Origin of the sequence: Pseudomonas graminis, assembly GCF_013201545.1 — a bacterium.
GTDB lineage: Bacteria > Pseudomonadota > Gammaproteobacteria > Pseudomonadales > Pseudomonadaceae > Aquipseudomonas.
On the sequence record NZ_CP053746.1, the window covers coordinates 4,507,225 to 4,531,228 of the forward strand.

A 24,004-nucleotide genomic window follows, 5' to 3' on the forward strand; every position below is an offset into this window, starting at 1 on the left:
ACGCACTGAGCACGTCCTTATTCCAGGCACCGAACTTTATTTCTGCAACAAGGGAATATCTTGCTGCGTTGTGCGTCTTTCTACTTTGCCAGGTCGCTACTACGGCCTACCGATCCTGTCGATCGCTCAGGAAACGCCCATGCACGATGTCGATGACCAACTACGCGAGTTGCTGCCACGCCTGCGCCGTTTCGCGGTTTCACTGACCCGGGACCCCAGCAGTGCCGATGATCTGGTCCAGTCGAGTCTCGAAAAAGCCTTGTCATCCTGGAGCGGCAAACGGCCGGAGGGTGACCTGCGCGCCTGGCTGTTCTCCATTCTTTATAGGCAATTTCTCGACGCCCATCGGCGCTCGCGGCGATATAGCCGGATGCTGGAGTTTTTTACCGGGAATTCGCACGACCCGCACACGCCGTCGGCTGAGCGCACGATCGTGGCTCAGACCACGTTGCAGGCGTTCGAGAGCCTGAGCGCCGAACAGCGCGCGCTGCTGCTGGCGGTTTCGGTCGAAGGCTTGAGCTACAAGGAAGTGGCGCTGATGCTCGATGTGCCCATTGGCACCGTCATGTCTCGTTTGTCCCGCGCGCGTCAGGCGTTGCGCCTGCTCAGCGAAGGCGAGATCACCACCCCTGCCCTGCGAATACTCAAATGATCACACTGCCCCCTAGCGAACGCGATCTTCATGCTTACGTCGATGGCCAGCTCAATGAGGCCGACCGGGCGACGATGGACACCTATCTCGCCGCAAACCCGGCGTTGTTACAACGGCTTCGAGGCTGGCAGCAGGACGCCCACAGCCTGCGCGCCGGATTGAGCGGCGATCTGCATCGGATGCCCAATCCGCAGCTGGACCCGAGCGCGATTCGCCGGCGGATCGCACAGCAACGTACGCGTCGGATTGCAACGGCGGCGGTGCTGTTGGTTGCGGTGAGCGTCGGCGGCGCCGGCGGCTGGCAAGCGAGGAATATGTCCATAGGCCACGCCAATCCGCCGATGGCCGATGCCGTGCAGGCTTATCGGTTGTTCGCGGGCAACGCGGAGATGGCAAGCGATTGGAGCGCCACGAAAACCCGCGACGTACAGGGCTGGCTCGACACCCACTTCGCCCGGGCCAATCGGCTGCCGGATCTGGCGTCGGCAGGCTTTAAACCGGTCAGCGGACGCCTCACCACCACCGAACAGGGCCCGGCGGCCATGGTGGTGTACCGGGACGAACAGGGTCGCACCTTGAGTTTTTACATTCGCCCGCCCGGCGAATTGAACAAGCTGCTCCCCCGCGGCTCCCGTCGCGACGGCGACCTGCAAGCGGATTACTGGTCAGGCGCTGGCTATAACTACGCAGTGGTCGGACCCGCCGACGACCCGGCGGCGCAGGCGGCGCGGCGGGCTTTTTGAGCGGCTTTGGCCGGGAAGGTGTCGGACAGCGCGCTGTACAACCGAGGCTGTAGCGCTGTCAGCCATTGAGCCTCGACGGCTCGCTTTGCAGCAGCACCCTGGCATGAATCCCGGCCAAGGTGTCTTTCAGGGTCGAGGTCCCGCGGCCCTGTCTGGCTTCTTTGTCCTGTTGCAACGCCTGTTGCAGCACGCTGAGGAAGTTCTGGGTCTTGGAGGTGGAGATCGGCGTGTGCGTCTCTTTTTCCAGGCGGCCCAGCACATACTTGGAAATACGCGTCGACTGGCTGGCCGACTGGCTCACCGTCGCGTCCACCAGCTCGCCTTTTTTATAGCCGATGCTGGTCTTGCTGCTGGCCTGATCGCTGATCTGGTAATACAGGTAATTCTGCGTTTTCGGATCGGTGCTCAGGTCCAGCTTTTGCCCGCCTGGCAGTGGCTTGTGAAAACTCGCCGTGAGCTGGGATTGCTGGTCCTGGACAATGGTGCGATTCAATTGGTCGCGGCCTTTGGACTGGGTCGCCTGGGACAACGTATAGGCAAAGGAATCGAGCTCGCCGGGCCGACCCGGGTTGCCTTCGACACTCTTCTCGCTGACCGACGCGCTGAAGTCGCCCAGCCCGGTCAACAGGCCGTGGTCCGTGTCGGTCAGCTCGATGGAACTCACCGTCTGCGGCGCTGCTGAAACACGGGTGTCAGGGTAATTGGAGTGCAGCGTTTTGAACGCGTCCTCGAACATGGACAGCAGCTGCGCGTCGCCGTCACCGCGTTTGCGCGCCGCGTCGATCTGGCTGACATAGCCCTCCAGCGCCTTGGCCTGCTGGCCGCTGTCACCACGAATGGCCGCGTTTTTCAGGTCCACCGAGAGATCGAGATTGCCCAGCGCGCCATTCATGCGCACCGAACGCTTGTCGGCATCGGCGTGCAGTTCAAGGGTCTGGGCGCTGCCGTCTTCAAGCTTGAGGCTGGTTTTCAAATCTACGGAGGCGAAAGCCTTGGCATCGAAATGGGTCAGAGCGTCCAGCTTCAGGGTCGGCGGTTTCGAGGTCAGGCCGTCGATGGCCGACTGAAAACCGTCCGCCATGGCGTTCAGTGCGCTCATCTCGTCGTCGCTGAGGTCGCCGCCGCTCACCTGGGCCTGCACCGCCAGACCGTCGTCCTGACTGGAAAGGCTCAGCTCGATGGTTTTGCCGCTGGCGGTTTTCAGGGTCAGGCTGATGCTGTTGGCCGGATTACTGTGCAGGCGGTCCTGGGCAGCAGCGAGCTCTGCAGGCTCCAGCGCTTTACCGGTGGAGGAACGCAGCACCGATTGGGAAATATTCTGGCCGTTCTGGGCCAACTGACTGAGCAGCGTTGCACCCAGGGCCTGGAAGCGACCCGCGGTGGCGGAGGTGCTGAAATTGCCCGTCATGGCCAGCGAGACTTTGTCCTGCCGGGTGTACTCCCAGGCCGGCGGGACGCTGGCGTCGGGCATCAGGCCTCGGACGTTGTAGACCAACGGGGCGCTGACCTTGTTGTCCTGGCCGAGCATGACAACGGACGACGGCGTGGCAGTGGTGGTGGCAGCAGCGGCGTTGTCATTGAGCGCGACGGTGGCCGCCGGCTTGACCACCGGCATCAACTGGGCGGTTGAAATGACCGAAGAAATCGCTGACATGGCACTTCCCTGTTCAAGTGAGTAATAGACTTCCTGAACAGGGTGTCGGCGGACACTTTTGTAACTTGAGCGATACAAACCCGAACCACACCGGCACAAGGTGAGCGCCGTGGGGTGGGCCTCTCGAGGTTGAAACCGGAGTCAACTCAGGACAGGGCCACCGGCGCCTCTTGACGCAGACGTCGCGCGTCCTCTGCCGGTGGCACACCGAACAGGCGCCGGTAATCCCGACTGAACTGCGACGGGCTTTCATACCCGACGCGGTAGCCAGCGGCCGCCGCATCAACAGCCTGGGCCACCATCAGCCGTTGCGCTTCCTGCAGTCGCAATTGACTGCGAAACGCCAGCGGGCTCATGGACGTTACTGCTTTGAAATGCGTGTGAAAGGTCGAGCGGCTCATGCCCGCCACCTCGGCCATGTCCTCGATCCGACAGCCCTCCGTGTAATGCCCGCGCAGCCAGGCGATGGCCTTGGCAATCTGGCGCAGACGGCTGTCGGCGTTGGCCAGTTGGCGGAGCACGCCGTGGCCGCTGCCGGTCAGCAACCGGTAGAGAATCTCGCGCACGGCCAAGGGTGCGAGCTCGTCGATGTGTTGGGGCGTGTCCAGCAGGCGGGCAAGCCGCACTGCCGCCTCGAACAGCTCGGGACTGGTGTCGTTGAGTTCGATACCGGCCGCCGGCACGGCGCTCCTGTCAGCGGGCGCCGGGTGTCGCAACGCCAGATCGCTCAGGGCCGTCATGTCCAGGTCAAGCACCAGACACAGGTAAGGCTCGCGCTCGCTGGCCTCAATCACCGAGCCCATGACCGGAATGTCGATTGAGGCCACCAGGTAGCTGGCGGCGTCGTAGACAAAGGACCGGCCGCCGGCGATCACGCGCTTGCGACCCTGGGCGATGAGGCACAGCGTCGGTTCGTAGACCACTGGCATCGCCACGGTAGGTGCAGCGGCCCGCGCCAGGCTTACGCCCGGAATGGCCGTTGAATGCAGGCCATCGTCTGCAGCATGGCGGCTGATGAGGTCAACCAGTGTGGACAACGCGGTCATGGTTGCTCCGTTGTACGGATAAAGCAGAGGCCGGCAAAGAACCGACCGATCGGATAATCGTGCAAGAGCGCGGGATGATCCGCCTACGGCGTTATTCGCAGTGTTCGGCAGACTGAGGCCCTGAAGCATTCCACTCCATCACTCAAGGAAGCCATCATGCCCACTCTCAATGCACTCGACCACTACCGCCTGCTCGGACGATCGGGGATGCGCGTTTCACCCCTTTCCCTTGGCACCATGACGTTCGGCTCCGACTGGGGCTGGGGTTCCGATGAAGCCGAGGCCCGGCAGATTTTCGACACCTACGTCGACCACGGCGGCAACTTCATCGACACCGCCGTCAACTACACCAACGGCGCGTCCGAGCGAATCCTCGGCCAGTTTCTCAAGCACAAACGGGATCGTCTCGTGGTCGCCACCAAGTACACCATGGCTCGCGACCCGGGCGATCCCAACTCCGGCGGCAATCACCGGATGAACCTCACTCGTTCGGTGGAGACCAGCCTGAAGCAACTGGACACCGACCGCATCGAGCTGCTCTACCTGCATGCGTGGGATTTCACCACGTCTGCCGATGAGGTCATGCGTGCACTGGATGACCTCGTTCGCGCCGGCAAGGTGTTGTACCTCGGCATTTGTAACACCCCGGCGTGGAAAGTCGCGGAACTGCAGACCCTCGCAACCCTCAGGGGCTGGGCGCCGCTGGCGGCCCTGCAAATCGAATACAGCCTGGTCGAGCGCAGTGTCGAGCATGAGCTGATGCCCATGGCCCAGGCGATGGGCCTTGGCGTGCTGCCGTGGTCGCCGTTGGGCGGCGGCATTCTGACCGGCAAATACAACCGAGAAGATTTGCAGCAAGCGAGCGAAGCCGGCGTATCCGCGACCCGCAAAGGCGTGATCAGCTCGTCGGGCCATATGAACGAGCGGTCCCTGCAGATCGCCAGCGCCGTGGTCGACGTCGCCCATGACATCGGCGCCACACCCTCCCAGGTGGCTCTGGCGTGGACGCTCCTCAATCCGGCCGTCGTCGCCCCGGTCATGGGCGCAAGAACCCTTGCCCAGGCCCACGACAACCTGGGCGCCCTCGCCTTGCAGCTTGATGCCGAACAGATTGCCCGGCTGAACGAGGCCAGCACGCCGGAGCCGATATTCCCGGCCCGATTCGTCAACCAGCCGATGGTTCAGCAGTTGATATTCGGGGGCGCCACAGTGCAGAAGTAAAGTGGTCGATCGCCCCCTTGCAAACAGGGGGCGAGCTGCCAGATGGTGTAAACGCGTTTTTCATATGCGAACGCATCTGTAATCCATTCGACTGATGGTTTTTGTCTCTATTTATTGATCCACCATCCAGCGACGAGCATTCCGCCTGCACTTAATCAACTTTCCCGACAACTCACTCACTTGAATTGTTATCAACGAACGCACACTTTCCCTCCTCACATGGATACGGTGCTGTGGTGAGTCATTTAAAAATTAAGCACAGGTATGCTGATCTCACTGCGATTAAAGCCAGGCACCGACAAAGAACTCACCGTTTATTTTTAAACAATCAAACCCAGGGTCAAATGGAATGTCACAGCGTCCGGAGCCCTTGCCCCAACGCCCGGGAGACAGGGGTGCCGACCGCCGATCTAAAGCGTCGCGTGCCTGATGATTCTGTCCCGCCTGACGAGAAGATGTAGTATCCACCAACATTTATCAGAACTTATTCCCATGTTTGCCGAAAGCGAAGCAGGCCAACGAATCGCCGCATGCCTGACCCATCGGGTCAATGGCAGCGAGGAAGTTTCCGAAGTCGCTGAAGCAATTGTCTCGATGTTCGAGGAGATTGAAACCTCCCTGACGCCCATCATCGGGCCTAAAGGCGTTGCCGCATTGCATCGGCGCAGTCTTCACCTCTACCTGTCGAAGCATCCACTGCGTGGTGACAATTACGGCATGCTGGTGGTGGGCATGGATATTCAAGCGTTAAAGGCGTTGCTGGCCGAAGAGTCCATACCCGACGCGCTGTTGTTCGGTCAGGAAGTTCTGAACACCTATTACGCGCTACTCGCCACTCTGATCGGATCATCACTGGCTGCACGGCTGCTGCTTGACGTGTGGGAACATTCTTTCAGCGGCCCGCCTGCCCAGGACACCTCACAATGAGTAGCAAAGTCACGATCAACCGTCTGGCAACGGGCGTACCGGGATTCGACGAGATTCTGGGCGGCGGCCTGCCGGAGTTTTCCTTCAACCTCATCGCCGGTCCGCCAGGCTGCGGCAAGACCACGCTGGCGCACCAGATGATGTTCGCCCTCGCCACACCCGAGCGCCCGGCGATTTTCTTCACGGTGCTCGGCGAACCGCCGCTGAAGATGCTGCGCTATCAACAGCAGTTCAGCTTTTTCGACGACGCAGCGGTCAACCGCTCGATCCGCTACGTCAACCTGGCGGACGACACCCTGGCCGGGGATCTGGACGAAGTACTGCGGCGAATCGTTGCCGAAGTGGAAACCCACAGCCCTGCCCTGGTGTTCGTGGACTCGTTTCGCTCGGTGGTGCTGGCCAGCGAAACCGCAAGCAATCCCAACAACAACCTGCCGCAGTTCGTGCAGCAGTTGGGCATGCTGATGACCACCTGGCAGGCGACGACCTTCCTGTTGGGGGAGTATTTCAACGAGCTCGACAGCAACCCGATCTTCACCGTCGCCGATGGGCTGATCTGGCTGCGCCAGAGCGTTCAACGCAATTCCATGGTGCGCAAGATGGAGATCATGAAGATGCGCGGCCAGCCAACGCTGCCCGGACTGCACACCTTCCGTATCGCCGATTCGGGCATCACGGTATTTCCGCCGGCCGCGGTCACACTTCGGGACCGCTCCGAGCTTGTCGATGGCAGCCCGCAGCAGCGGCTGAAAATGGGCGTGCCTCATTTGGACGATATGCTTGGCGGCGGCCTGCCCCGGGGCTATTCGTTGCTGGTGGCAGGTCCTTCAGGCTCCGGCAAGAGCCTGCTGGCGGCAGCCTTTCTCGAAGAGGGCGCACGCAATGGCGAAACGGGTGTCATCGCGGTCTTTGAACAGCGGCCCAACCATCTGCATAACGCCGCACTCACGCGTCTGGTGCAGATGGACAAAGTGGGCGTCGTCGACCGACGCGTGCCGGACCTGTCCATCGACGAGATCGTGCAGCAGTTGCTCGCGGAAATTCGCCGGCTGGGTGCGACGCGTGTGGTGATCGACTCGCTGTCGGGCTTCGAACTGGCCGTGGCCCCTGCGTTTCGCGAGGACTTCCGTGAATCCCTGTCGCGCATGGTCAATGCGTTGACCAGCGCCGGAGTCAGTGTGCTGATGACCTCGGAACTGGAAGACCGCTACACGGATCTGCGCTTCAGCCCTTACGGCACGGCATTTCTGACCGACGCCATCATCGTCCAGCGTTACATCGAAATCGACAGCCGCTTGCAGCGCATCATGGCAGTGGTGAAGGTCCGGGCCAGCGCCCACTCGGATGAACTGCGGCTGTACCGCATCGACGACAATGGCTTGCAGATCGGCACGCGCCTGCACAATCAGGAAGGCCTGCTGGGCGGGCGTCCGACGCGCCTGGCGCCAGGGTTTACTGACGCGGCAGACGACATCCGATGAGCACGTCCTCATGAATGAGTTCGACAGCAAGGACCCGGCAGCGCGCGCGGACACCGACCGCGCCTACGCGCTGCTCGCACAGAACAAGGAAGAAGCCCTCGCGCACCTGGCGTCCCTGCGCCGAGAGCTGTTCGAGACCGAAGCTTCTGTTGGCACTGGCTTGCATATTGAGCTGCTGGTGCAAGCCAATCAGAAACTGGTGCTGACGGCGCTTGCGGCGCAGGCGCAGGCCCCCGCTGCCAATGCACCCGCCGATGTCTATCAGGAGCTGCGCGAAGCCAACGAACACCTGGTGATTTCCGCGCTCCACGCGCAGACGCTGCAGGCCCAGGCCGAACTGGCCCTGTCCCAGCAACGCACGGCCATGGCGTCAGTGGCCCATGAGATGCGCAACCCGCTGACGCCCATCAGCCTGATCGCCGAGCGCATGGTGCGCGCGTCCAGCGACAAACTTCCGGAAATGCGCGCGATGATTGAGGGGCAGGTGCAACATTTGGCGCGCATGGTTGAAGACTTGCTCGACGTCGCCCGGGCGAGCACCGGCAAGCTGCGCCTGACCTGCGCCCATATCGACATCGTGCACATCATCCGTGAATCGGTTGAAGCCTGTGCGCCGTTGATGCACAAGAAAAACCTGCAAATGGACATCAGCCTTCCGGGTGCGCCGATGCTGGTCAACGGCGACCGCATCAGGATCGTGCAGATCTTCACCAATGTCCTTACCAATGCAACCAAATACACGCCATGCGGCGGCAAGATCGCGCTGTGCGCCGAGGCGGTTCCCGAAGGCCTGAAGATCGTCATCTCCGACAACGGCATCGGCATTTCGGCCCAGGCATTGCCGATGATCTTCGATGCTTATGTCCAGGACACCCAGGCCATCGGCTTCAATGGTTCAGGCCTCGGCATCGGGCTGACCGTGGTCCGGCAATTGGTGGAAGGCCATGGCGGCAGCGTGACGGCCCACAGCGAGGGCGAAGGCAAAGGCTGTCGTTTCATTATTTTGTTTCCGCTGGTGGGATCTGCGCCGTAACTCGGCCACAATACGCCCCTAATCCCAGGCTCCAGGGCTTTACGCCTTTCGGTTCGCCGCAAAACCCGACACCCCCCAGGACTGAGCAATGCCCCAAGAGCGAATCGCTGCACTTCGGCTTCCCAAACCCATTCAAGGTGCGATCGATGATCTGGTGCGCGCGTTGAACGCCGCCACCACCAAGGAAGAACTCGAACGCGAGGCCGCCATGGAAATCAGCTTCATCCTCAGCCTTGAGACCAGCAAACGCCTGCGCCCGGCCGATGTAGAAACGTTGTACATGATCTTTGACGACGCCGTGCAGGAACGGCTCAGCCAACTGGCGGATCGGTCCTGACCGGATTGGCCGCAGCCCCCCTCACCTGCGCGTCGTAGCGTTCGCGCGCAGCCGTAAAGCCCTCCGCCTGTTCGATGACCCAGGTCCACAGCGGGATCATCTGCACCAGCAAGCCCATGCCCAGTTCGGTCAGCGCGTACTCGACGCGCAAGGGTTTCTCGCCGAAGTCACGACGACTGATCAGCCCGTCGCGCTCCAACTGCCGCAGTGTGTGGGTCAGCATGCGTTGGGTGACGCCGTGCAGCTGGCGCCGCAACTCGGCGTGACGCAACGGGCTACTCACGCCGAGCGCATGCACCACGCCCAGTGACCACCGGTTGCCGGAGTGGCCGAGGATATCGCGCTTGAGCCCGTCCTCATCGTCGCTGAGCGCACGACAGGCGTCCTGCGAACGCCGGACGATTTCCTGAGCATCCAGGCCGCTCGGTATCACCGCTGTGCCTACTTTTTGCCCGCCGATGTCCATGACAAGATCCCCAGCCTCACGTTAAGTGCGTCAAACAGGGGCTCACCATGCAGGCTGGTATTTCAAACGTCAAACAACACATTCTGGTCCTCGGCGCCGGCGAACTGGGGCTTGCCGTACTGCGAGGACTGACCGCGCGCGGGACTGAATCAGGGAGTATCAGCGTGCTCCTGCGCCAGACCCGCGTGGAGAGTCCGTCTCTGGAAAAGCAAAAGGAAATCGCCGCAATCAGGTCTCTCGGTGTAGCCATTGAGGTGGCCGACATCGCCGACGCCTCGGTGGCGGAACTGGCGGGGGTGCTCGGCCGTTTCGATACGGTGATCAGTTGCGTGGGTTTCGGTGCCGGTCGGGGCACCCAACGCAAACTCACAGAGGCTGCCCTCGTCGCGGGCGTCAAGCGCTACGTGCCCTGGCAATTCGGTGTCGACTACGACGTGATCGGACGCGGCAGCCCGCAAGACCTCTTCGACGAGCAACTGGAGGTGCGCGACCTGTTGCGCGCCCAGTCACGCACGGAATGGCTGATTATCTCAACCGGGATGTTCACCAGCTTTCTGTTCGATCCGGCATTCGGGGTGGTGGATCTGCAGGCCGGGCGGGTCAATGCGCTGGGCAGTCTGGACACGGCGGTGACGGTAACGACGCCGGAAGACATCGGCACCCTCACCGCCGCGATCGTCCTGCACAGCCCTCGCTTGATCAATCAGGTGGTGTACACCGCTGGCGACACCCTGACCTACGATGATCTGGCGGATGTACTTGAGCGCGTCACCGGACGGACATTCTGCCGCCGGGCCTCCAGCGTGCAGCAGTTACTGGCGGCCCTTGAGGAAATGCCCGACGACAATCTGCGCAAGTACCGGGCGGTGTTCGCCCTGGGCCAAGGCGTGGCATGGGATGTGGCGCAGACGTTCAATGGGCGGCACGGTATTGCGGTGACCGATGCCGAGGGTTGGGCACGGTCTAACCTGGCTCGCGGCTGACTCGCGGTCAATCTCTCTGAGTACGCACAGGATTTTTCCCGCGCAGATGTATCCAATGCCGAGACGGCCCCACGGCCTGCACTTCGAATGGTTTCAGCAAAGGACCCCACATGACGTTCTATATCTTCCTCATCGCCTGCGCCGCAGCGGCCAGCACCGGCATCATTTTCAAGCCGGGCAGCTGGTATGAATCGCTGCAAAAGCCACGTTTCACCCCGCCAAACTGGTTGTTTCCGGTGGCCTGGACGACGATTTATCTGCTGCTGGCCTGGGCCGGTTATCGCCTGACCCTGATTCCCGGCAGCGAAACCGTGCTGGCGTTGTGGGCCGCGCAGATTGCCTTGAACACGCTGTGGACGCCGGTGTTCTTTGGCGCCCACCGCATCCTGGCGGGCATGATCATCATTTCGCTGCTGTGGCTGGTGGTCGCTGCCATGGTCGTGCTGGGGATTCAGCTGGACCTCATCACCGGGTTGATCCTGTTCCCCTATCTGGTGTGGCTCACCGTAGCTTCGGCGCTGAATTTTTCGATTCTGCGTCATAACCGGTAACGCGGATCAGGCAGCCCTGGCCCGGCCGGCCTGCTGAATCAGCAGACCGGCCAGCGCCGACACCGCCAGCAAGACCACCACGCCGCCGTAGACATTGGTGGTGCTCACCAGCCCCGCCGTTTTGATCGACACGCCGGCCAGCAGCGCCGGAATGCAGAACGCCAGATAACTCAGGGCCAGAAACGCCGCCATCAGCGCACCCCGTTCGTGGGCGTGGGCCAGCGGCATCAACAGGCGCAGGGCGCCGAGGAAACTTGCCCCGAAGCCGACCCCGGCCACCACAGCGCCGGTGAAGAACAGCCACAACCAGCCCAGATTCACGGCCGCCAGAATCACCGAAACCCCGATCGCCAGAAAACTGCAGCCCACGAGCAAGGCCAGCCGCGGCGCGCGCAGGCGCAGGGTATGGATAGAAATCGCGCCACTGAGGGTCAGCGCTGCCACGGCAAAGCCGCCGTTGAGTACCGAGGTCGAACCGGTCGCGGCCGTCAGCAGCGACGGCGCCAGTGACAGGAAAAATCCGCCCAGCGCCCAGGCCGCGATGTCGGCCGGCAACACCACTAACAACGTTCCCCTCGCCTGCGCCGGCACAGCGAGCCGCGGGCGCAGGGTTTTCAGCACCCCTGGTTGCGGCGTCACGGTTTCAGCCACCCGCAGCAGGTAAAACGCCTGGCCCACGAACGCCGCGAGGAGCAAACCATAGGCCAGGCCCATGGGCAGCGGCGCGTATTCCACCAGTGAACTGGTGCCCAGCGCACCCAGCGCCATGCCGAACATCGGCGTGATGCTGTTGAGCAGTGGCCCTTGCTGCGCGTCGCTGTCGAGCATCGCGGCGCCCAACGCGCTGGTGGCTATGCCGGTCGCCACGCCCTGCAGCACCCGCGCGGCGATCAGCCAGGTGACGTCGGTGGCGGCGATGAACAACAGCATCGAGACGATCTCCAGCAGCAGCCCGATCCAGATGACCGGGCGGCGTCCGAGATAATCCGACAGCGAGCCGAAGACCAGCAGCGTCGCCAGAAGGCTAAGGGCGTAGACCGCAAAAATCACCGTCAACAGCACCGAAGAGAAGCCCCACGCCTGTTGATAGAGGTGGTAAAGCGGCGTAGGCGCACTGGACGCCGCGAAGAAACACAGCAGCACGAACGCCAGGAATCCCAAGTGGCTCGTCCCCCGACCATCGACTTGCGGGTTCTGCAAAGAATCAGACACGAGTACACTCTCCCGAAAAAGCACGCCACAAAAGCTATGAATTAGCGTTAGCAGTGTGCGAGCAGCGTCTGCTTAAAGCAAATACTTTGTGTTAGGGTCCGCAGCATGGCTATCAAAGAAGGCATTCGCACCGGCGGCCGCAGTGCCCGGGTGCAGACATCGATTCACGCGGCGGTTCGCGATCTGCTTCAGGAGCAGGAGCGTTCGGCCCTCAGCGTGCCCATGATTGCGGCCCGCGCCGGTGTCACGCCGTCCACCATCTATCGGCGCTGGGGTGACCTGACTTCGCTGCTCGCCGATGCTGCTGTCGAGCGTCTGCGTCCGGACGAACCCGTGGACTGCGGCAACTTGCGTGACGACTTGCGCACTTGGGTCGAGGTCTATCTTGAAGAAACCAACTCCGCGCCAGGCCGCGAAATGATGCGCGACGTGGTCGCCAGCAGCGCGACCCTGTGCTCCGGCAAGTGCCTGAACATGGTTCGCGATCAACTGCAGATCATCATCGACCGGGCCCGGGAACGCGGGGAACAGAGTCCCTCGGCCGATGAACTGGTCGACGCTGTTGTGGCGCCCATGGTTTACCGCATTTTGTACGCCGAGTCGGCGCCGTCCCTTGAGCGGATGCATCAATTGCTGGACCGCTGCCTGAGCTGACTCCTCTCCCGTCGCGCCGCGACCAACGAGCACTGGCCCCGACGACTGGGTATCATGGCCGCTCATTGATCACAGGCGCCCTTACCCCCATGCACACCCTTGCAGACCTGCGTGCCGGCAAACTGGCAGGCATCACGCGGCTCACTCTCAGTGCCGACCTCAGCGAACTCCCCGAGGAAATCTTCAGCCTCGCCGAATCCCTGGAGGTGCTGGACCTCAGCGGTAACCGGCTGACCGAATTGCCCGCCGACCTGCACCGCCTCAAGCGCCTGAAAATCCTGTTCTGTTCCAATAATCCCTTTACCCGCCTGCCGGAATGCCTGGGCCAGTGCGAGCAGCTGTTCTTCGTCGGGTTCAAGGCCTGCAAGATCGTCAATGTGCCTGCTAAAGCGCTACCACCCTCGCTGCGCTCGCTGGTGCTGACCGATAACTGCATCGAGACCCTGCCCGAAGCGATAGGCGACTGTTCACACCTGCAGAAGCTGATGCTGGCAGGGAACCGGCTGCGGCAATTGCCGGAATCACTGGCACGCTGCCAGCGCCTGGAACTGGTGCGGATCGCGGTCAACGATTTCCATGAACTGCCGCGCTGGCTGCTGGAAATGCCCGCACTTGCGTGGCTGGCGTTTGCCGGCAATCCGCTGAACGACATCCACACCGTAGAGCCGATCCGGCAGATTCCGTGGCCGCAACTGGCGCTGCAGAAGGTGCTGGGCGAAGGTGCGTCCGGGGTGATTCAGCAGGCGCAATGGCGTGCCAATGAAGAGGCCGCCTCGCTGGACGTTGCGGTGAAGCTGTACAAGGGCGACGTCACCAGCGACGGCTCGCCCTTGAACGAGATGCAGGCGTGCATTGCGGCCGGGCGTTATGACCATCTGATTCCGGTGCTCGGGCAGATCCAGGACCACCCGCAGGGCGCTCGCGGCCTGGTGATGGCGCTGATTTCTCCTTCTTTCGTCACCCTCGCCCGCCCGCCGACCCTGGAATCCTGCACACGCGACACTTACGCAGGCACACGGCTGAGCGTTTCGACCGTGAAGCGCATGGCCGCCGGGATCGCAGCGGCCTGCGCCCATTTACACGGCCACGGCATCAACCACGGCGACCTGTATGCCCACAACATTCTCTGGAACGAGTCCGGCGACAGTCTGCTGGGGGATTTCGGCGCGGCGGCGTTCTACCCGGATGAAGAAACGGGCAGGAGGCTGGAGCGCATCGAAGTCCGGGCGTTCGGGATATTGCTGGGGGAATTGCTCGACTGCTGCGAGGCAAGCGATGGGGAAGCGGCCGGCCTGCGGGAGTTGCAGCGGCGGTGCGTGCAGGCTGATGTGATGCAGCGGCCTGGTTTTGCGGAGATTGAGCGGCAGTTTTGAGGGCTGAATATCCGTGGTGTGACCACCGACGCTTTCCCGGCTGAAGCCGGTCCCACTGACTGCACGCGGCGTGTCAGTGAGACCCTGCCATGAGCACGCCGCGCAACATGTGGGACCCAGCCCTGAGGACGCCGCGCAATTTGTGGGACCGGCTTTAGCCGGGAAGAGGCCAGCGTGAACATCCTGAGTTTCGCGGTGTGCCCACCGACGCTTTCCCGGCTAAAGCCGGTCCTCCAACCAGCGAATTCAATCAACTGGCCCGGTCAGCCTTACCCCGCCAGACCGACGTAAACGTTTTGCACGTCATCATGGCTGTCGATGGCTTCGAGGAAGGCTTCCACCTCGGCAATCTGCTCTTCGCTCAGGCCTTCCACCGGGTTTTTCGGGCGGTAGCCGATCTTGGCGGATTCAACGGTGAAGCCGAATTCAGGCAGCGCCTTGCACACGGCGTCGAGGTCGGTGGTGTCGGTGTAAAACGTCGCAACGCCCTCTTCGCCTTGTTCAACGTCCTGAGCGCCCGCTTCGATGGCGGCTTCGTCGGCGTCTGCTTCGTCTTTGGCGGCGACGGCGTCGATCATGCCCAAATGGTCGAAATCCCAGGTAATCGAACCTTCGGCGCCCAGTTGGCCCTTGCGGAACAGCACACGGATCTCCGAAACGGTCCGGTTGATGTTGTCGGTCAGGCATTCCACGATGACCGGCACTTTGTGCGGCGCAAAGCCTTCGTAGGTGAGTTTTTCGAAGTGCACGTGCTCGCCGAGCAATCCGGCGCCTTTCTTGATGGCGCGCTCCAGGGTTTCGCGCGGCATCGACGCCTTTTTGGCTTGCTCGACCACCAGACGCAGGCGCGCGTTCATGTCGGGGTCAGCGCCGGAGCGCGCGGCAATCATGATTTCCTTGGACAGCTTGCCGAAAATACGCCCCTTGGCGTTGGCTGCCGCTTCTTTGTGTTTGACCTTCCACTGTGCGCCCATGATTGCTCTCTTGTTCCGGTGGCGATAGATCGCTCTGATTCGACGCGTCTTGCGCGCCGGACGATGACGATAAATGCTGAAATAATGGTGATCGATAGTGACACGCCGCAGCAGAGCCTTGGCAATCGGCGCATTTTATACACGCTGGCGCCAGAAGAAACCCCTGTAACGCAGGGATGCAGCCCTATAGGCTAGATAGGCTCCAGGTTCATGCAGCCGATGCACGCGTTGGCTGTGTCGCATCGACCCGTTTGCCCCGGCATTGCGCCCGGTTTCTGACTCGAGAATTCTCTGATGAAAGTCCTGTTCATGTGCACCCACAACAGCTGCCGCAGCATCCTTTCCGAAGCACTGTTCTCCCACTTGGCGCCGGCGGGTATCGAGGCGGTCAGCTCTGGCAGTTTCCCCAGCGGCCGGGTCAATCAGCGGGCCCTGCAAACCCTCGCCGCCGCAGGCATCTCCACGGCGGGCTTGAGCAGTAAAGGGTCGGGCGCGTTCGAGGGCGTGCCACCCGATGTGGTGATTACCGTCTGCGATCGAGCTGCCGGAGAAGCCTGTCCTGTCTTTTTCGGACCTGCCCTGAAGGCCCATTGGGGCCTGGCCGACCCCTCCGAAGTCACCGGGTCCGAAGCCGAGATCAGCGCAGCGTTTGACGCCACCCTCGCGAAGATCCGCGAGCGGGTGAGTGCGTTTCTAGAATTGCCGCTGAAAGAGATGAGCGCGGCCGCCCTGCAAGCCGAACTGAACCGCATCGGTACGCTTTAACGATCAGCCGAGGCGGCACTCGCGAGGCCGTCCGAGGAGTCCACATGCACGACACACTGCCGAATCTACACAGCGACCTGATCGACATCCCGTCACTTCAGCAACTGGAGCCGCGCGGGCCATCCCTCCACAAACCCCGCATTCTGCTGCTCTATGGATCGACCCGCGAGCGCTCATTCAGCCGGCTGGTGACACAAGAGGCGGCGCGTCTGCTGGAGCAGTTCGGCGCCGACACCCGGATTTTCGATCCCGCCGGGCTTCCGCTGCCGGACGATGCCCCGGAGACGCACCCCAAAGTGGCGGAACTGCGCGAACTGATGCAGTGGTCAGAAGGCCAGGTCTGGTGTTCGCCCGAACGGCACGGGTCGATGAGCGCCGTGTTCAAGGCGCAGATTGACTGGGTGCCGCTGGCGATCGGGGCGGTACGGCCTACTCAGGGTAAAACGCTGGCTGTCATGCAGGTCTGCGGCGGGTCGCAGTCGTTCAACGTGGTCAATCAACTGCGCGTGCTGGGTCGGTGGATGCGGATGTTCACCATCCCCAACCAATCCTCGGTAGCCAAGGCGTTCGCCGAATTCGACGAGGCCGGCCGGATGAAGCCGTCCTCGTATTACGACCGACTGGTGGACGTCATGGAAGAGCTCATGAAGTTCACACTGCTGCTGCGCGACCGTCAGGACTATCTGGTGGATCGTTACTCCGAGCGCAAAGAGTCGGCCGACGAACTGTCCAGGCGCGTCAACCAACGCTCCATCTGAGTGAGCCTGTGCGTTCGGGAACGTCCATCAGCGGTGCTTGAACGCCGGCTCGCGCTTCTCGATGAACGCCGCCATGCCTTCCTTCTGGTCCTCGCTGGCAAACGCTGCATGGAACACACGGCGTTCGAAACGGATACCCTCGGCCAGGCTGACTTCAAAAGCGCGATTGACGCTTTCCTTGACCATCATGGCCGCTGGCAACGACTTCGCCGCAATGCCGGCCGCGACGTTCATCGCCTCATCCAGCAGTTGATCCTGCGGCACGATGCGCGCCACCAGCCCGGCACGCTCTGCTTCGACGGCATCGATCAGGCGCCCGGTCAGGCACATTTCCATGGCCTTGGCCTTGCCCACCGCGCGGGTCAGGCGCTGGGTGCCGCCCATGCCCGGCAGCACGCCCAGCTTGATTTCCGGCTGGCCAAAGCGCGCGTTGTCGGCGGCGAGGATGAAGTCGCACATCAGCGCCAGCTCGCAACCGCCGCCCAAGGCAAATCCCGAGACGGCGGCAATGATCGGCTTGCGGCGATTAGCCACCCGATCGCTGTCGCTGAACAGGTCGTCCAGGTAAATCTGCGGGTACTTGAGCTCGGCCATTTCCTTGATGTCCGCCCCGGCAGCGAACGCTTTCGCCGAGCCCGTCAGGACGATGCAGCCGATGCCGTGATCGCGCTCCAGCTCGTCGAGGGCGTGGTTGAGTTCGCTAATCAGCTGCGCATTCAAGGCGTTGAGCGCTTCCGGGCGATTGAGGGTCAGGAGTGCGACGCGACCTCTCACTTCCTGGAGGATTGTTGTGTAATTCATTGTTTTACAGACCTTTTTGAGTTTGCAAGCAAGATACCGATAACCACAGATTCCACATGCGAAGGACGACGCAAGCCATTGATATCAAACGACAAGCTCGACAGCCATCGCCGTCGCTTCGCCGCCGCCGATGCAGATCGCCGCCACCCCGCGTTTTAGTCCACGCTGCTTCAACGCCGACAGCAACGTCACCAGAATCCTCGCCCCCGATGCACCAATGGGATGGCCCAGCGCGCAAGCGCCGCCATGCACATTGACCTTTTGATGGGGCAATTGCAGGCGGGCCATGGTGACCAGCGCGACGACGGCAAACGCTTCGTTGATCTCGAACAGATCGACCTCGTCCAGGGACCAGCCGGTCCTGCTCATCAATTTGTCGATGGCGCCCACCGGTGCGGTGGGAAACAGACCCGGTTCGTTGGCATAGGCGGCGTGGCCATGGATGACGGCCAGCGGCTTGATCCCGCGTCGTTGCGCTTCGGATTGACGCATCAGGGTCAAGGCCGCAGCGCCGTCGGAGATTGAGCTGGAGTTGGCCGCCGTGACGGTGCCGCCCTCGCGAAACGCCGGTTTCAACTGCGGGATCTTGTCCAGCTTCGCCTTGGGCGGCTGCTCGTCCTGGCGAATGGTCTTGCGCTCCTTGCCAACGGTCACTTCCACCGGAACGATTTCAGCGTCGAACCAGCCCCGGGTCATGGCCTCCTGGGCCCGGGTCAGCGAAGCGACTGCAAAACCGTCCTGGGCCTCCCGACTGAAATTTTCCAGCCCTGCGCACTCCTCGGCGAAGGTGCCCATCAAGCGGCCTCGGTCGTAAGCATCTTCTAGGCCGTCGAGAAACATGTGATCGATGATCCGGCCGTGGCCCATGCGGTAACCGCTGCGGGCTTTTTCCAACAGATAGGGTGCGTTGGACATGCTTTCCATCCCGCCGGCGATCACCACGTCGGCGCTGCCCGCCAGCAACATGTCGTGGCCGAGGATCGCGGCCTGCATCCCCGACCCGCACATTTTGTTCAGGGTCGTGCAGGTCGTGGCGTCGCTGAGCCCGGCACCCAGTGCCGCCTGACGCGCCGGCGCCTGTCCCAGTCCCGCGGCCAATACACAACCGAACAGCACCTCATCGACCTGCCCCGGCTCAATGCCGGCTCGTTCGACGGCAGCGCGAATCGCAGCGGCGCCCAGTTGCGGCGCGGTCAGGCTTTTGAGATCACCCTGAAAGGCGCCCATGGGCGTGCGCGCAGCGCTCACGATCACCACAGGGTCGTCGTTCAACGTCTGGCGTTTGTTCAAAGACATAATGGATTCCTCGATTAGCGAGCGGCCATGCGCAAGGCGCCGTCCAGACGGATCACCTCGCCGTTGAGCATGCTGTTTTCGATGATGTGTCGCGCCAGCGCGGCGTATTCTTCGGGCTGGCCCAGGCGTGGCGGGAATGGCACGCCGGCGGACAGGCTTTCGCGTACCTGGGGAGTCATGCCCGCCATCATCGGGGTTTCGAAGATGCCCGGAGCGATGGTCATGACGCGAATGCCGTAGCGCGCCAGTTCACGGGCGGCGGGCAGGGTCAGGCTGACAATGGCGCCCTTGGAGGCCGCGTACGCCGCCTGGCCGATCTGGCCGTCATAGGCCGCCACAGAGGCGGTGTTGATGATGACGCCGCGCTCACCACCGGCATCCGCCGTGCTTTCGGCGATGGCCACGGCGGCCAGGCGCATCAGGTTGAAGCTGCCGATGAGGTTGACGTTGATCACCCGGCTGAAACTGTCGAGGCCGTGGGGGCCTTCTTTACCAAGGATTTTTTCGGCGCCGACGATGCCCGCGCAGTTGATGACGCCGTTGATCTGGCCAAACGCACCGCGCGCCGCATCCACTGCGGCCTGAACGGCGCTCTCCTGGGTGATGTCGCTGACACTGGCGCGGGCGTTGCCGCCGAGTTTTTCCACGTGTGCCGCGAGCGCTTCGGCGTTGACGTCCACCAGCATCACGCTGGCCCCTGCGTCGACGAGCATCCGTGCGGTGGCCGCACCCAGCCCGGACGCGCCGCCACTGACCAGAAACACCTTGCCTTCGATCTGCATGATTGTGTCGTCCTTACACTTTTATTGTTGGAGTGGCGAAATACTCCGCTCTGCAGCGCCGATGGGCAATAGTCAAAGCGCGCAGAACGTCTGGTGGTTTTGGCCAGTGGCGCGTCAGTCTCAATGGGTTGTCGGCGGGTCAGGCCTTGGGTTGCAGCAGTGCGGCACCGGCCTGGGCCGACACCCGACGATTATCCAGCAGGGCCAGGGCGGCGATCAGCGCAACGCCAATAAAGGTCAGCTGGAAATCCGCCGTCACGGCGTGCCCGTCGTTGCCATGCAGGACCATCGCACCACGCAACAGTAAAGCGGCGATGGCGACACCCAGGCCCATGCTCAGCTGGAAGCACATGCTGAACATCGTCGAGGCATCGCTCATCTGCGGCTTGGGTACGTCGGCGAAACCCAGCGTGTTGAACGCGGTGAACTGCATCGAGCGCGACAGCCCGCCGATGAACAGAATCAGCAGGATCAGCGGCCAGCCCATGGCCTGATCGAGCAGCGCGCAGGCGGCAATCGCTGCCACGCCGATGCAACCATTGACCAACAGCACCTGACGAAAGCCCCAGCGCTGCATGATGCTGCTGGTAAACGGCTTCATCGCCAGATTGCCCGCGAACACCCCCAGCACCAGCAGCCCGGCGTCGAATGCGGACAGACCAAAGCCGAGCTGGAACATCAGCGGCAGCAGGAACGGCAATGTGCTGATAGCGACACGAAACACCGAGCCGCCCAGCAGGCTGACGCTGAAGGTGCGGATGTGCACCACCGCGACGTTCATCAGCGGCTGCGGGTGCCGGCGCATGTGTCGCCAGGCCAGCACGCCACAGACCACCCCGAGCGCCGTTATCAATAGGCCGGGCCACTGACTGCCATGGCCCTGCCCCAGTCGCTCCATCCCGAACAACAGCGCGGTGCAGGCCACGCCCAGCAGCAGGAAACCTTTCAGGTCAAACGGCCGAGTGCTGACTTCATTGCGCTTGGGGATGAGGATGAGGGTGGCAATCAGCGCCATGATGCCGAGGGGCAGGTTGAGGTAGAAAATCCACGGCCACGACGCGTGGGTAACGATGAACCCACCCAGGGGCGGCCCGAGTATCGGCGCCACCAGCCCGGGCCAGGTGATCAGCGAAATGGCCCGCACCAGGTCTTTCTTTTCGGTGGCGCGCATGACCGCAAGGCGCCCCACCGGGACCATCATCGCGCCGCTCATGCCTTGCAGGACCCGGGCCGCGACGAACGTCTCCAGGCTGTCGCTGATGCCGCACAGCATCGAAGCCACCGTGAACAGCACGATGGCGCCGCCGAACACCCGGCGTGAACCGAGTCGGTCGGCCAACCAGCCGCTGAGGGGAATGAACGCGGCGATTGCCAGCATGTAGGCGCTCATGCCGATATTCAGGTCCACCGCCGCGACACCGAACGTCCGGGCCATTTCCGGCATCGCCGTAGCGATCACCGTAGCGTCGAGGTTTTCCATGAAAAAAGTGACCGCCACCAGCAAGGCGATCAGCGTGGATTGACGTTGCGACATTGACGGGGTCCTCAGGCAGGCGTGGCGTTTCGCTTCAGTGCTCACCTGGTCACGGGGTCAGATAACGCACCACCGAGTCACAGATCATGGCCTTCTGGCGTGCCTTGATCTGCGCATCTTCGAGGTCGATCTGAAAGATTTCCGAGAAGGTGTGACGGTTGGAGACCCGATAGAAACAGAACGAGCTGATCAGCATGTGCAGGTCCACTGCCTGTACGCCCGGGCGGAAATCGCCCTGCTGCTCGCCCCGGCGCAGCGTCTCGTCCAGCGCCTGAAGCACGTTGCGGCTGAGCGCGCGGATGGTCGAGGACTGTTTGACGTTGGCGCCGTTGTGGATGTTCTCGATGCACACGATGCGCACGAAATCGACGTTCCGGTCGTGGTGATCGAAGGTGAATTCCACCAGCCGCCTGATCGCCTCTTCCGGCGCGAGGACGTCCAGCCTGAGGCTGCTCTCGGTGTTGCGGATGTCGCCGTACAGTTTCTCGAGCACCTCGGTGTAGAGCTGCTCTTTGCTGTTGAAGTAGTAATAGATCATTCGCTTCGAGGTTTGCGTGCGCTCGGCAATGGCATCCACTCGTGCGCCGGAAAGCCCCTGGGAGACGAACTCGGCGACGGCCGCCTGAAGGATGTCGTCGCGGGTTTTTTCCGGATTGTGCTTGCGGGTCTTGCGGGGCGCCTCTACGGGCAGGTCGGCGAGGCTGTCGTCAACGGTTTTCATGCGGGGCTCACAACCACGGGGTAATCGCGGGATTATGAGCTGCACCCGAGCGTTACGGAAGCGGCGCGTACGAACGCGGTGCGAGCCATCAGAGCGAGGCTGAATCGCCGCAAGCCCTGGCCATCGCTGCAAGGCGCACCGATGCATTCGCCTCGCCATAACCGGCGTAGCCGTTCCTGCGATGAAGGATTTCAAAAAAGAAACGCGCCTCGAACGCCTGGGTGTAAGCGTGGAACAGCTCGCCACCGTCGGCGTCGCGGTCGTACAGCACGTCGTGAGCAGCCAGCTTGCTGAGGAACGCCTCGTCAAAACCGAAGCGCGCCGCCAGGTCGTTGTAGTAGTTCCGCGGAATCGCCAGCCATGGCACGCCTGCCGCTTTGGCTCGCGCTGCTTGGACGAAGATGTCGTCACAGGCAAAAGCAATGTGATGAACACCTGAGCGGCCGTAGCTCGTCAACGCGCGGGCGATCGCGGTGTTGCCACGATCCGACGTGTTCAGCGGCAGGCCCACGCTGCCGCAGCGGCTGCGCAACGCCCGACTCCTCACCAGACCATGAGGGTCGGACAGCAGCACGTCGGCATCGGCCTGGAAATCCAGCACGCTCTTGAAGAACAGGACCTGACTGTCCAGGCCGTCGGCGGGCAACGCCATGGCCACGTGATCGACGCGTTGCAAACCGTTGTGCGCCGAAGGTAGCGACCTCAACGTGAAGTCCCTGTCCCAGAACGATTGCCCCGGTGCGGCGGGCTCGACCAGATAAATCAGGCTGCCGTCCGGCGCGCGCACGGCTGGAAATCCTGGTTGATCAGAGCCGAGGGGACCGCCGCAGATTTCGGCGTTGAACTGACGCGCCCGCTTCAGCCCGGCAGCGCTGTCGTCCACCCGCAACGCCATTGAGCGCAGCGACGCGCCGTGGACTTCGAGGTCAGACTGAGCAAAGGGCGGTTGAGCGAAGGGCGACTCAGCGAGGGAATCATGCCCGGCGGTCAACACAACCCTGATATCGCCCTGCCCCAGCAAGGTCGCGGCGTTGCTCCGGTGGTGACCCAACGTGCAGAAGCCCAGGCCGTGCAGCCATTGGCTCAGCCGTGCCCCGTGGCCGTCATCCACGGCGAACTCGAGAAACTCCACGCCGTGGCAGGGGCTCGGCGCCGGCGGATGGAACAATAATGACGGCGCAACGGCTTGAGGCTGCTGCTCCAGCAGCCCGCGTGTCTTCTCTTCCAGGTACAACAACGAACGCAAGCCGTCGGCGGCGGTTGCCTGAGCGGGCGCAGTGCGAAACACGTCGTTGAAAATCTCCAGCGACAGTGGGCCGGTGTACCCGCTGCGCAGAATCGCCGCGAGAAAACCGGGACAATCGAACTCGCCCTGCCCCGGGAAACAACGAAAATGCCGGCTCCACTCCAACACGCCCATGTTCAGCAGTGGCGCATCGGCCATCTGCACGAAGAAGATCTTCTCAGCTGGGATCTGCGCGATGGCGCTCGGGTCACCTTTGAGCGACAGCGTGTGAAAACTGTCGAGTAGCACGCCGAGGGCCGGATGGTCGACCTGCCGGACCAGATCCCAGACCTGCTGCCAGGTGTTGACGTGACGTCCCCATGCCAGCCCTTCATACCCCACGCGCAGTTGACGCGCGCCCGCCCGCTCGGCCAGCAACCCCAAGTCCTCACGCAGTAGGTCGTGGTCGCCCAGTGAATCCGTGGCGGTGTTGCTGCACACCAGCATCAGGTCGGTGCCCAGTTCGTGCATCAGGTCGAATTTTTGCTCGGCGCGGTCGAGGTTGCGCTGCAGATGCTCGCGGCGACAGCCTTCAAAGTCGCTGAAAGGCTGAAAAAGCGTGATGGCGATGCCGAGATCAGCACAAAGCTGCCCCACCTGGCGGGGGCCGCCGTTGTGATTGAGCAAATCCTTTTCGAAGATCTCCACGCCATCGAAACCTGCCGCGGCGATAGCGCGCAGCTTTTGCGGCAGGGTGCCGCTTAAGGAAACGGTGGCGATCGAGCGCTGCATGCGGGGGAACTCCGGATAAATAC

The 24,004-nt window shown here is 62.5% G+C and carries 24 protein-coding genes; 13 read left to right on the forward strand and 11 right to left on the reverse strand.

What is annotated here, in order from left to right; translation table 11 throughout:
- Positions 1 to 139 precede the first annotated feature (139 nt).
- Both FX982_RS20255 and FX982_RS20260 read left to right on the forward strand, forming a co-directional pair.
- Entirely contained in the window at positions 140 to 652 is a 513-nt protein-coding gene (locus FX982_RS20255; RefSeq protein WP_172612253.1) for an RNA polymerase sigma factor, read from the forward strand.
- Positions 649 to 1,395: an anti-sigma factor family protein gene (locus tag FX982_RS20260; RefSeq protein WP_172612254.1), complete on the forward strand. Its 747-nt coding sequence runs from the start codon at positions 649 to 651 to the stop codon at positions 1,393 to 1,395. The genes FX982_RS20255 and FX982_RS20260 overlap by 4 nt, the downstream gene beginning before the upstream one ends.
- Before the next feature lie 58 nt (positions 1,396 to 1,453).
- Here FX982_RS20260 and FX982_RS20265 read toward each other — a convergent pair whose 3' ends face one another.
- Both FX982_RS20265 and FX982_RS20270 read right to left on the reverse strand, forming a co-directional pair.
- Positions 1,454 to 3,049 carry a lactate dehydrogenase gene (locus FX982_RS20265; protein ID WP_172612255.1) on the reverse strand — a complete coding sequence of 532 codons (1,596 nt, stop codon included), beginning with the start codon at positions 3,047 to 3,049 and terminating at the stop codon, positions 1,454 to 1,456.
- A 146-nt stretch (positions 3,050 to 3,195) separates the two neighbouring features.
- Complete coding sequence (locus FX982_RS20270; RefSeq protein ID WP_172612256.1) at positions 3,196 to 4,095, reverse strand: AraC family transcriptional regulator; 900 nt, start codon at positions 4,093 to 4,095, stop codon at positions 3,196 to 3,198.
- Positions 4,096 to 4,251: 156 nt separating this feature from the next.
- Between FX982_RS20270 and FX982_RS20275 the strand changes: the two genes are divergently transcribed.
- The 5 genes from FX982_RS20275 (at position 4,252) to FX982_RS20295 (ending at position 9,094) form a co-directional block, all read left to right on the forward strand.
- Positions 4,252 to 5,316 (forward strand): aldo/keto reductase, encoded by a 1,065-nt coding sequence (locus FX982_RS20275; RefSeq protein WP_172612257.1) that lies wholly within the window; start codon positions 4,252 to 4,254, stop codon positions 5,314 to 5,316.
- 429 nt (positions 5,317 to 5,745) lie between these two features.
- A complete protein-coding gene (locus FX982_RS24600; protein WP_254074837.1) occupies positions 5,746 to 6,243 on the forward strand; it encodes a hypothetical protein in 498 nt (165 codons plus the stop codon).
- Entirely contained in the window at positions 6,240 to 7,724 is a 1,485-nt protein-coding gene (locus FX982_RS20285; protein ID WP_172612258.1) for an ATPase domain-containing protein, read from the forward strand. The genes FX982_RS24600 and FX982_RS20285 overlap by 4 nt, the downstream gene beginning before the upstream one ends.
- A gap of 10 nt (positions 7,725 to 7,734) precedes the next feature.
- Complete coding sequence (locus FX982_RS20290; protein ID WP_172612259.1) at positions 7,735 to 8,757, forward strand: sensor histidine kinase; 1,023 nt, start codon at positions 7,735 to 7,737, stop codon at positions 8,755 to 8,757.
- Positions 8,758 to 8,845: 88 nt separating this feature from the next.
- Positions 8,846 to 9,094, forward strand: a complete 249-nt coding sequence (locus FX982_RS20295) for a hypothetical protein (protein WP_122535199.1) — start codon at positions 8,846 to 8,848, stop codon at positions 9,092 to 9,094.
- Here the strand turns inward: FX982_RS20295 and FX982_RS20300 are convergent.
- Entirely contained in the window at positions 9,069 to 9,560 is a 492-nt protein-coding gene (locus FX982_RS20300) for a winged helix-turn-helix transcriptional regulator (protein ID WP_172612260.1), read from the reverse strand. The two genes, FX982_RS20295 and FX982_RS20300, sit on opposite strands and share 26 nt — an antisense overlap.
- Positions 9,561 to 9,607: 47 nt before the next feature.
- Here FX982_RS20300 and FX982_RS20305 point away from each other — a divergent pair, with 47 nt between their 5' ends.
- Positions 9,608 to 10,543, forward strand: coding sequence for an aromatic alcohol reductase (locus FX982_RS20305; protein ID WP_172612261.1), 936 nt, complete (start codon positions 9,608 to 9,610; stop codon positions 10,541 to 10,543).
- A 110-nt stretch (positions 10,544 to 10,653) separates the two neighbouring features.
- A complete protein-coding gene (tspO, locus tag FX982_RS20310) occupies positions 10,654 to 11,094 on the forward strand; it encodes a tryptophan-rich sensory protein TspO (RefSeq protein ID WP_172612262.1) in 441 nt (146 codons plus the stop codon).
- Positions 11,095 to 11,100: 6 nt separating this feature from the next.
- Here tspO and FX982_RS20315 read toward each other — a convergent pair whose 3' ends face one another.
- Positions 11,101 to 12,306: an MFS transporter gene (locus tag FX982_RS20315; protein ID WP_172612263.1), complete on the reverse strand. Its 1,206-nt coding sequence runs from the start codon at positions 12,304 to 12,306 to the stop codon at positions 11,101 to 11,103.
- 105 nt (positions 12,307 to 12,411) lie between these two features.
- On the opposite strand from FX982_RS20315, the gene FX982_RS20320 reads away from it, so the two are divergent.
- Both FX982_RS20320 and FX982_RS20325 read left to right on the forward strand, forming a co-directional pair.
- Complete coding sequence (locus tag FX982_RS20320) at positions 12,412 to 12,960, forward strand: TetR/AcrR family transcriptional regulator (RefSeq protein ID WP_122624928.1); 549 nt, start codon at positions 12,412 to 12,414, stop codon at positions 12,958 to 12,960.
- An 89-nt stretch (positions 12,961 to 13,049) separates the two neighbouring features.
- Entirely contained in the window at positions 13,050 to 14,333 is a 1,284-nt protein-coding gene (locus FX982_RS20325; RefSeq protein WP_172612264.1) for a leucine-rich repeat-containing protein kinase family protein, read from the forward strand.
- A gap of 269 nt (positions 14,334 to 14,602) precedes the next feature.
- On the opposite strand, the gene FX982_RS20330 is transcribed toward FX982_RS20325, so the two are convergent.
- A complete protein-coding gene (locus tag FX982_RS20330) occupies positions 14,603 to 15,307 on the reverse strand; it encodes a YebC/PmpR family DNA-binding transcriptional regulator (RefSeq protein ID WP_172612265.1) in 705 nt (234 codons plus the stop codon).
- Between the two features lie 294 nt (positions 15,308 to 15,601).
- Between FX982_RS20330 and FX982_RS20335 the strand changes: the two genes are divergently transcribed.
- Both FX982_RS20335 and arsH read left to right on the forward strand, forming a co-directional pair.
- Positions 15,602 to 16,072 carry an arsenate reductase ArsC gene (locus FX982_RS20335; protein WP_172612266.1) on the forward strand — a complete coding sequence of 157 codons (471 nt, stop codon included), beginning with the start codon at positions 15,602 to 15,604 and terminating at the stop codon, positions 16,070 to 16,072.
- Positions 16,073 to 16,116: 44 nt separating this feature from the next.
- Positions 16,117 to 16,830: an arsenical resistance protein ArsH gene (arsH, locus tag FX982_RS20340; RefSeq protein ID WP_172612267.1), complete on the forward strand. Its 714-nt coding sequence runs from the start codon at positions 16,117 to 16,119 to the stop codon at positions 16,828 to 16,830.
- 27 nt (positions 16,831 to 16,857) lie between these two features.
- Here arsH and FX982_RS20345 read toward each other — a convergent pair whose 3' ends face one another.
- From FX982_RS20345 to FX982_RS20370, 6 genes are all read right to left on the reverse strand, one after another.
- A complete protein-coding gene (locus FX982_RS20345; protein WP_172612268.1) occupies positions 16,858 to 17,631 on the reverse strand; it encodes an enoyl-CoA hydratase in 774 nt (257 codons plus the stop codon).
- Positions 17,632 to 17,715: 84 nt separating this feature from the next.
- Positions 17,716 to 18,927 (reverse strand): acetyl-CoA C-acyltransferase, encoded by a 1,212-nt coding sequence (locus tag FX982_RS20350; RefSeq protein WP_172612269.1) that lies wholly within the window; start codon positions 18,925 to 18,927, stop codon positions 17,716 to 17,718.
- 14 nt (positions 18,928 to 18,941) lie between these two features.
- A complete protein-coding gene (locus FX982_RS20355; protein WP_172612270.1) occupies positions 18,942 to 19,709 on the reverse strand; it encodes a 3-hydroxyacyl-CoA dehydrogenase in 768 nt (255 codons plus the stop codon).
- A gap of 139 nt (positions 19,710 to 19,848) precedes the next feature.
- Positions 19,849 to 21,243: a DHA2 family efflux MFS transporter permease subunit gene (locus tag FX982_RS20360; RefSeq protein WP_172612271.1), complete on the reverse strand. Its 1,395-nt coding sequence runs from the start codon at positions 21,241 to 21,243 to the stop codon at positions 19,849 to 19,851.
- A 49-nt stretch (positions 21,244 to 21,292) separates the two neighbouring features.
- Positions 21,293 to 21,964, reverse strand: a complete 672-nt coding sequence (locus tag FX982_RS20365; protein ID WP_172612272.1) for a TetR/AcrR family transcriptional regulator — start codon at positions 21,962 to 21,964, stop codon at positions 21,293 to 21,295.
- Positions 21,965 to 22,052: 88 nt separating this feature from the next.
- Positions 22,053 to 23,981, reverse strand: a complete 1,929-nt coding sequence (locus FX982_RS20370) for a bifunctional sugar phosphate isomerase/epimerase/4-hydroxyphenylpyruvate dioxygenase family protein (protein ID WP_172612273.1) — start codon at positions 23,979 to 23,981, stop codon at positions 22,053 to 22,055.
- Positions 23,982 to 24,004: the final 23 nt, after the last annotated feature.

Bases quoted from the DNA above. Each gene is read 5' to 3' on its own strand.
- FX982_RS20255 (WP_172612253.1), top strand. From the start codon at position 140: ATGCACGATGTCGATGACCAACTACGCGAGTTGCTGCCACGCCTGCGC.
- FX982_RS20260 (WP_172612254.1), top strand. From the start codon at position 649: ATGATCACACTGCCCCCTAGCGAACGCGATCTTCATGCTTACGTCGAT.
- FX982_RS20265 (WP_172612255.1), bottom strand. From the start codon at position 3,049: ATGTCAGCGATTTCTTCGGTCATTTCAACCGCCCAGTTGATGCCGGTG.
- FX982_RS20270 (WP_172612256.1), bottom strand. From the start codon at position 4,095: ATGACCGCGTTGTCCACACTGGTTGACCTCATCAGCCGCCATGCTGCA.
- FX982_RS20275 (WP_172612257.1), top strand. From the start codon at position 4,252: ATGCCCACTCTCAATGCACTCGACCACTACCGCCTGCTCGGACGATCG.
- FX982_RS24600 (WP_254074837.1), top strand. From the start codon at position 5,746: ATGATTCTGTCCCGCCTGACGAGAAGATGTAGTATCCACCAACATTTA.
- FX982_RS20285 (WP_172612258.1), top strand. From the start codon at position 6,240: ATGAGTAGCAAAGTCACGATCAACCGTCTGGCAACGGGCGTACCGGGA.
- FX982_RS20290 (WP_172612259.1), top strand. From the start codon at position 7,735: ATGAATGAGTTCGACAGCAAGGACCCGGCAGCGCGCGCGGACACCGAC.
- FX982_RS20295 (WP_122535199.1), top strand. From the start codon at position 8,846: ATGCCCCAAGAGCGAATCGCTGCACTTCGGCTTCCCAAACCCATTCAA.
- FX982_RS20300 (WP_172612260.1), bottom strand. From the start codon at position 9,560: ATGGACATCGGCGGGCAAAAAGTAGGCACAGCGGTGATACCGAGCGGC.
- FX982_RS20305 (WP_172612261.1), top strand. From the start codon at position 9,608: ATGCAGGCTGGTATTTCAAACGTCAAACAACACATTCTGGTCCTCGGC.
- tspO (WP_172612262.1), top strand. From the start codon at position 10,654: ATGACGTTCTATATCTTCCTCATCGCCTGCGCCGCAGCGGCCAGCACC.
- FX982_RS20320 (WP_122624928.1), top strand. From the start codon at position 12,412: ATGGCTATCAAAGAAGGCATTCGCACCGGCGGCCGCAGTGCCCGGGTG.
- FX982_RS20325 (WP_172612264.1), top strand. From the start codon at position 13,050: ATGCACACCCTTGCAGACCTGCGTGCCGGCAAACTGGCAGGCATCACG.
- FX982_RS20330 (WP_172612265.1), bottom strand. From the start codon at position 15,307: ATGGGCGCACAGTGGAAGGTCAAACACAAAGAAGCGGCAGCCAACGCC.
- FX982_RS20335 (WP_172612266.1), top strand. From the start codon at position 15,602: ATGAAAGTCCTGTTCATGTGCACCCACAACAGCTGCCGCAGCATCCTT.
- arsH (WP_172612267.1), top strand. From the start codon at position 16,117: ATGCACGACACACTGCCGAATCTACACAGCGACCTGATCGACATCCCG.
- FX982_RS20345 (WP_172612268.1), bottom strand. From the start codon at position 17,631: ATGAATTACACAACAATCCTCCAGGAAGTGAGAGGTCGCGTCGCACTC.
- FX982_RS20350 (WP_172612269.1), bottom strand. From the start codon at position 18,927: ATGTCTTTGAACAAACGCCAGACGTTGAACGACGACCCTGTGGTGATC.
- FX982_RS20355 (WP_172612270.1), bottom strand. From the start codon at position 19,709: ATGCAGATCGAAGGCAAGGTGTTTCTGGTCAGTGGCGGCGCGTCCGGG.
- FX982_RS20360 (WP_172612271.1), bottom strand. From the start codon at position 21,243: ATGTCGCAACGTCAATCCACGCTGATCGCCTTGCTGGTGGCGGTCACT.
- FX982_RS20365 (WP_172612272.1), bottom strand. From the start codon at position 21,964: ATGAAAACCGTTGACGACAGCCTCGCCGACCTGCCCGTAGAGGCGCCC.
- FX982_RS20370 (WP_172612273.1), bottom strand. From the start codon at position 23,981: ATGCAGCGCTCGATCGCCACCGTTTCCTTAAGCGGCACCCTGCCGCAA.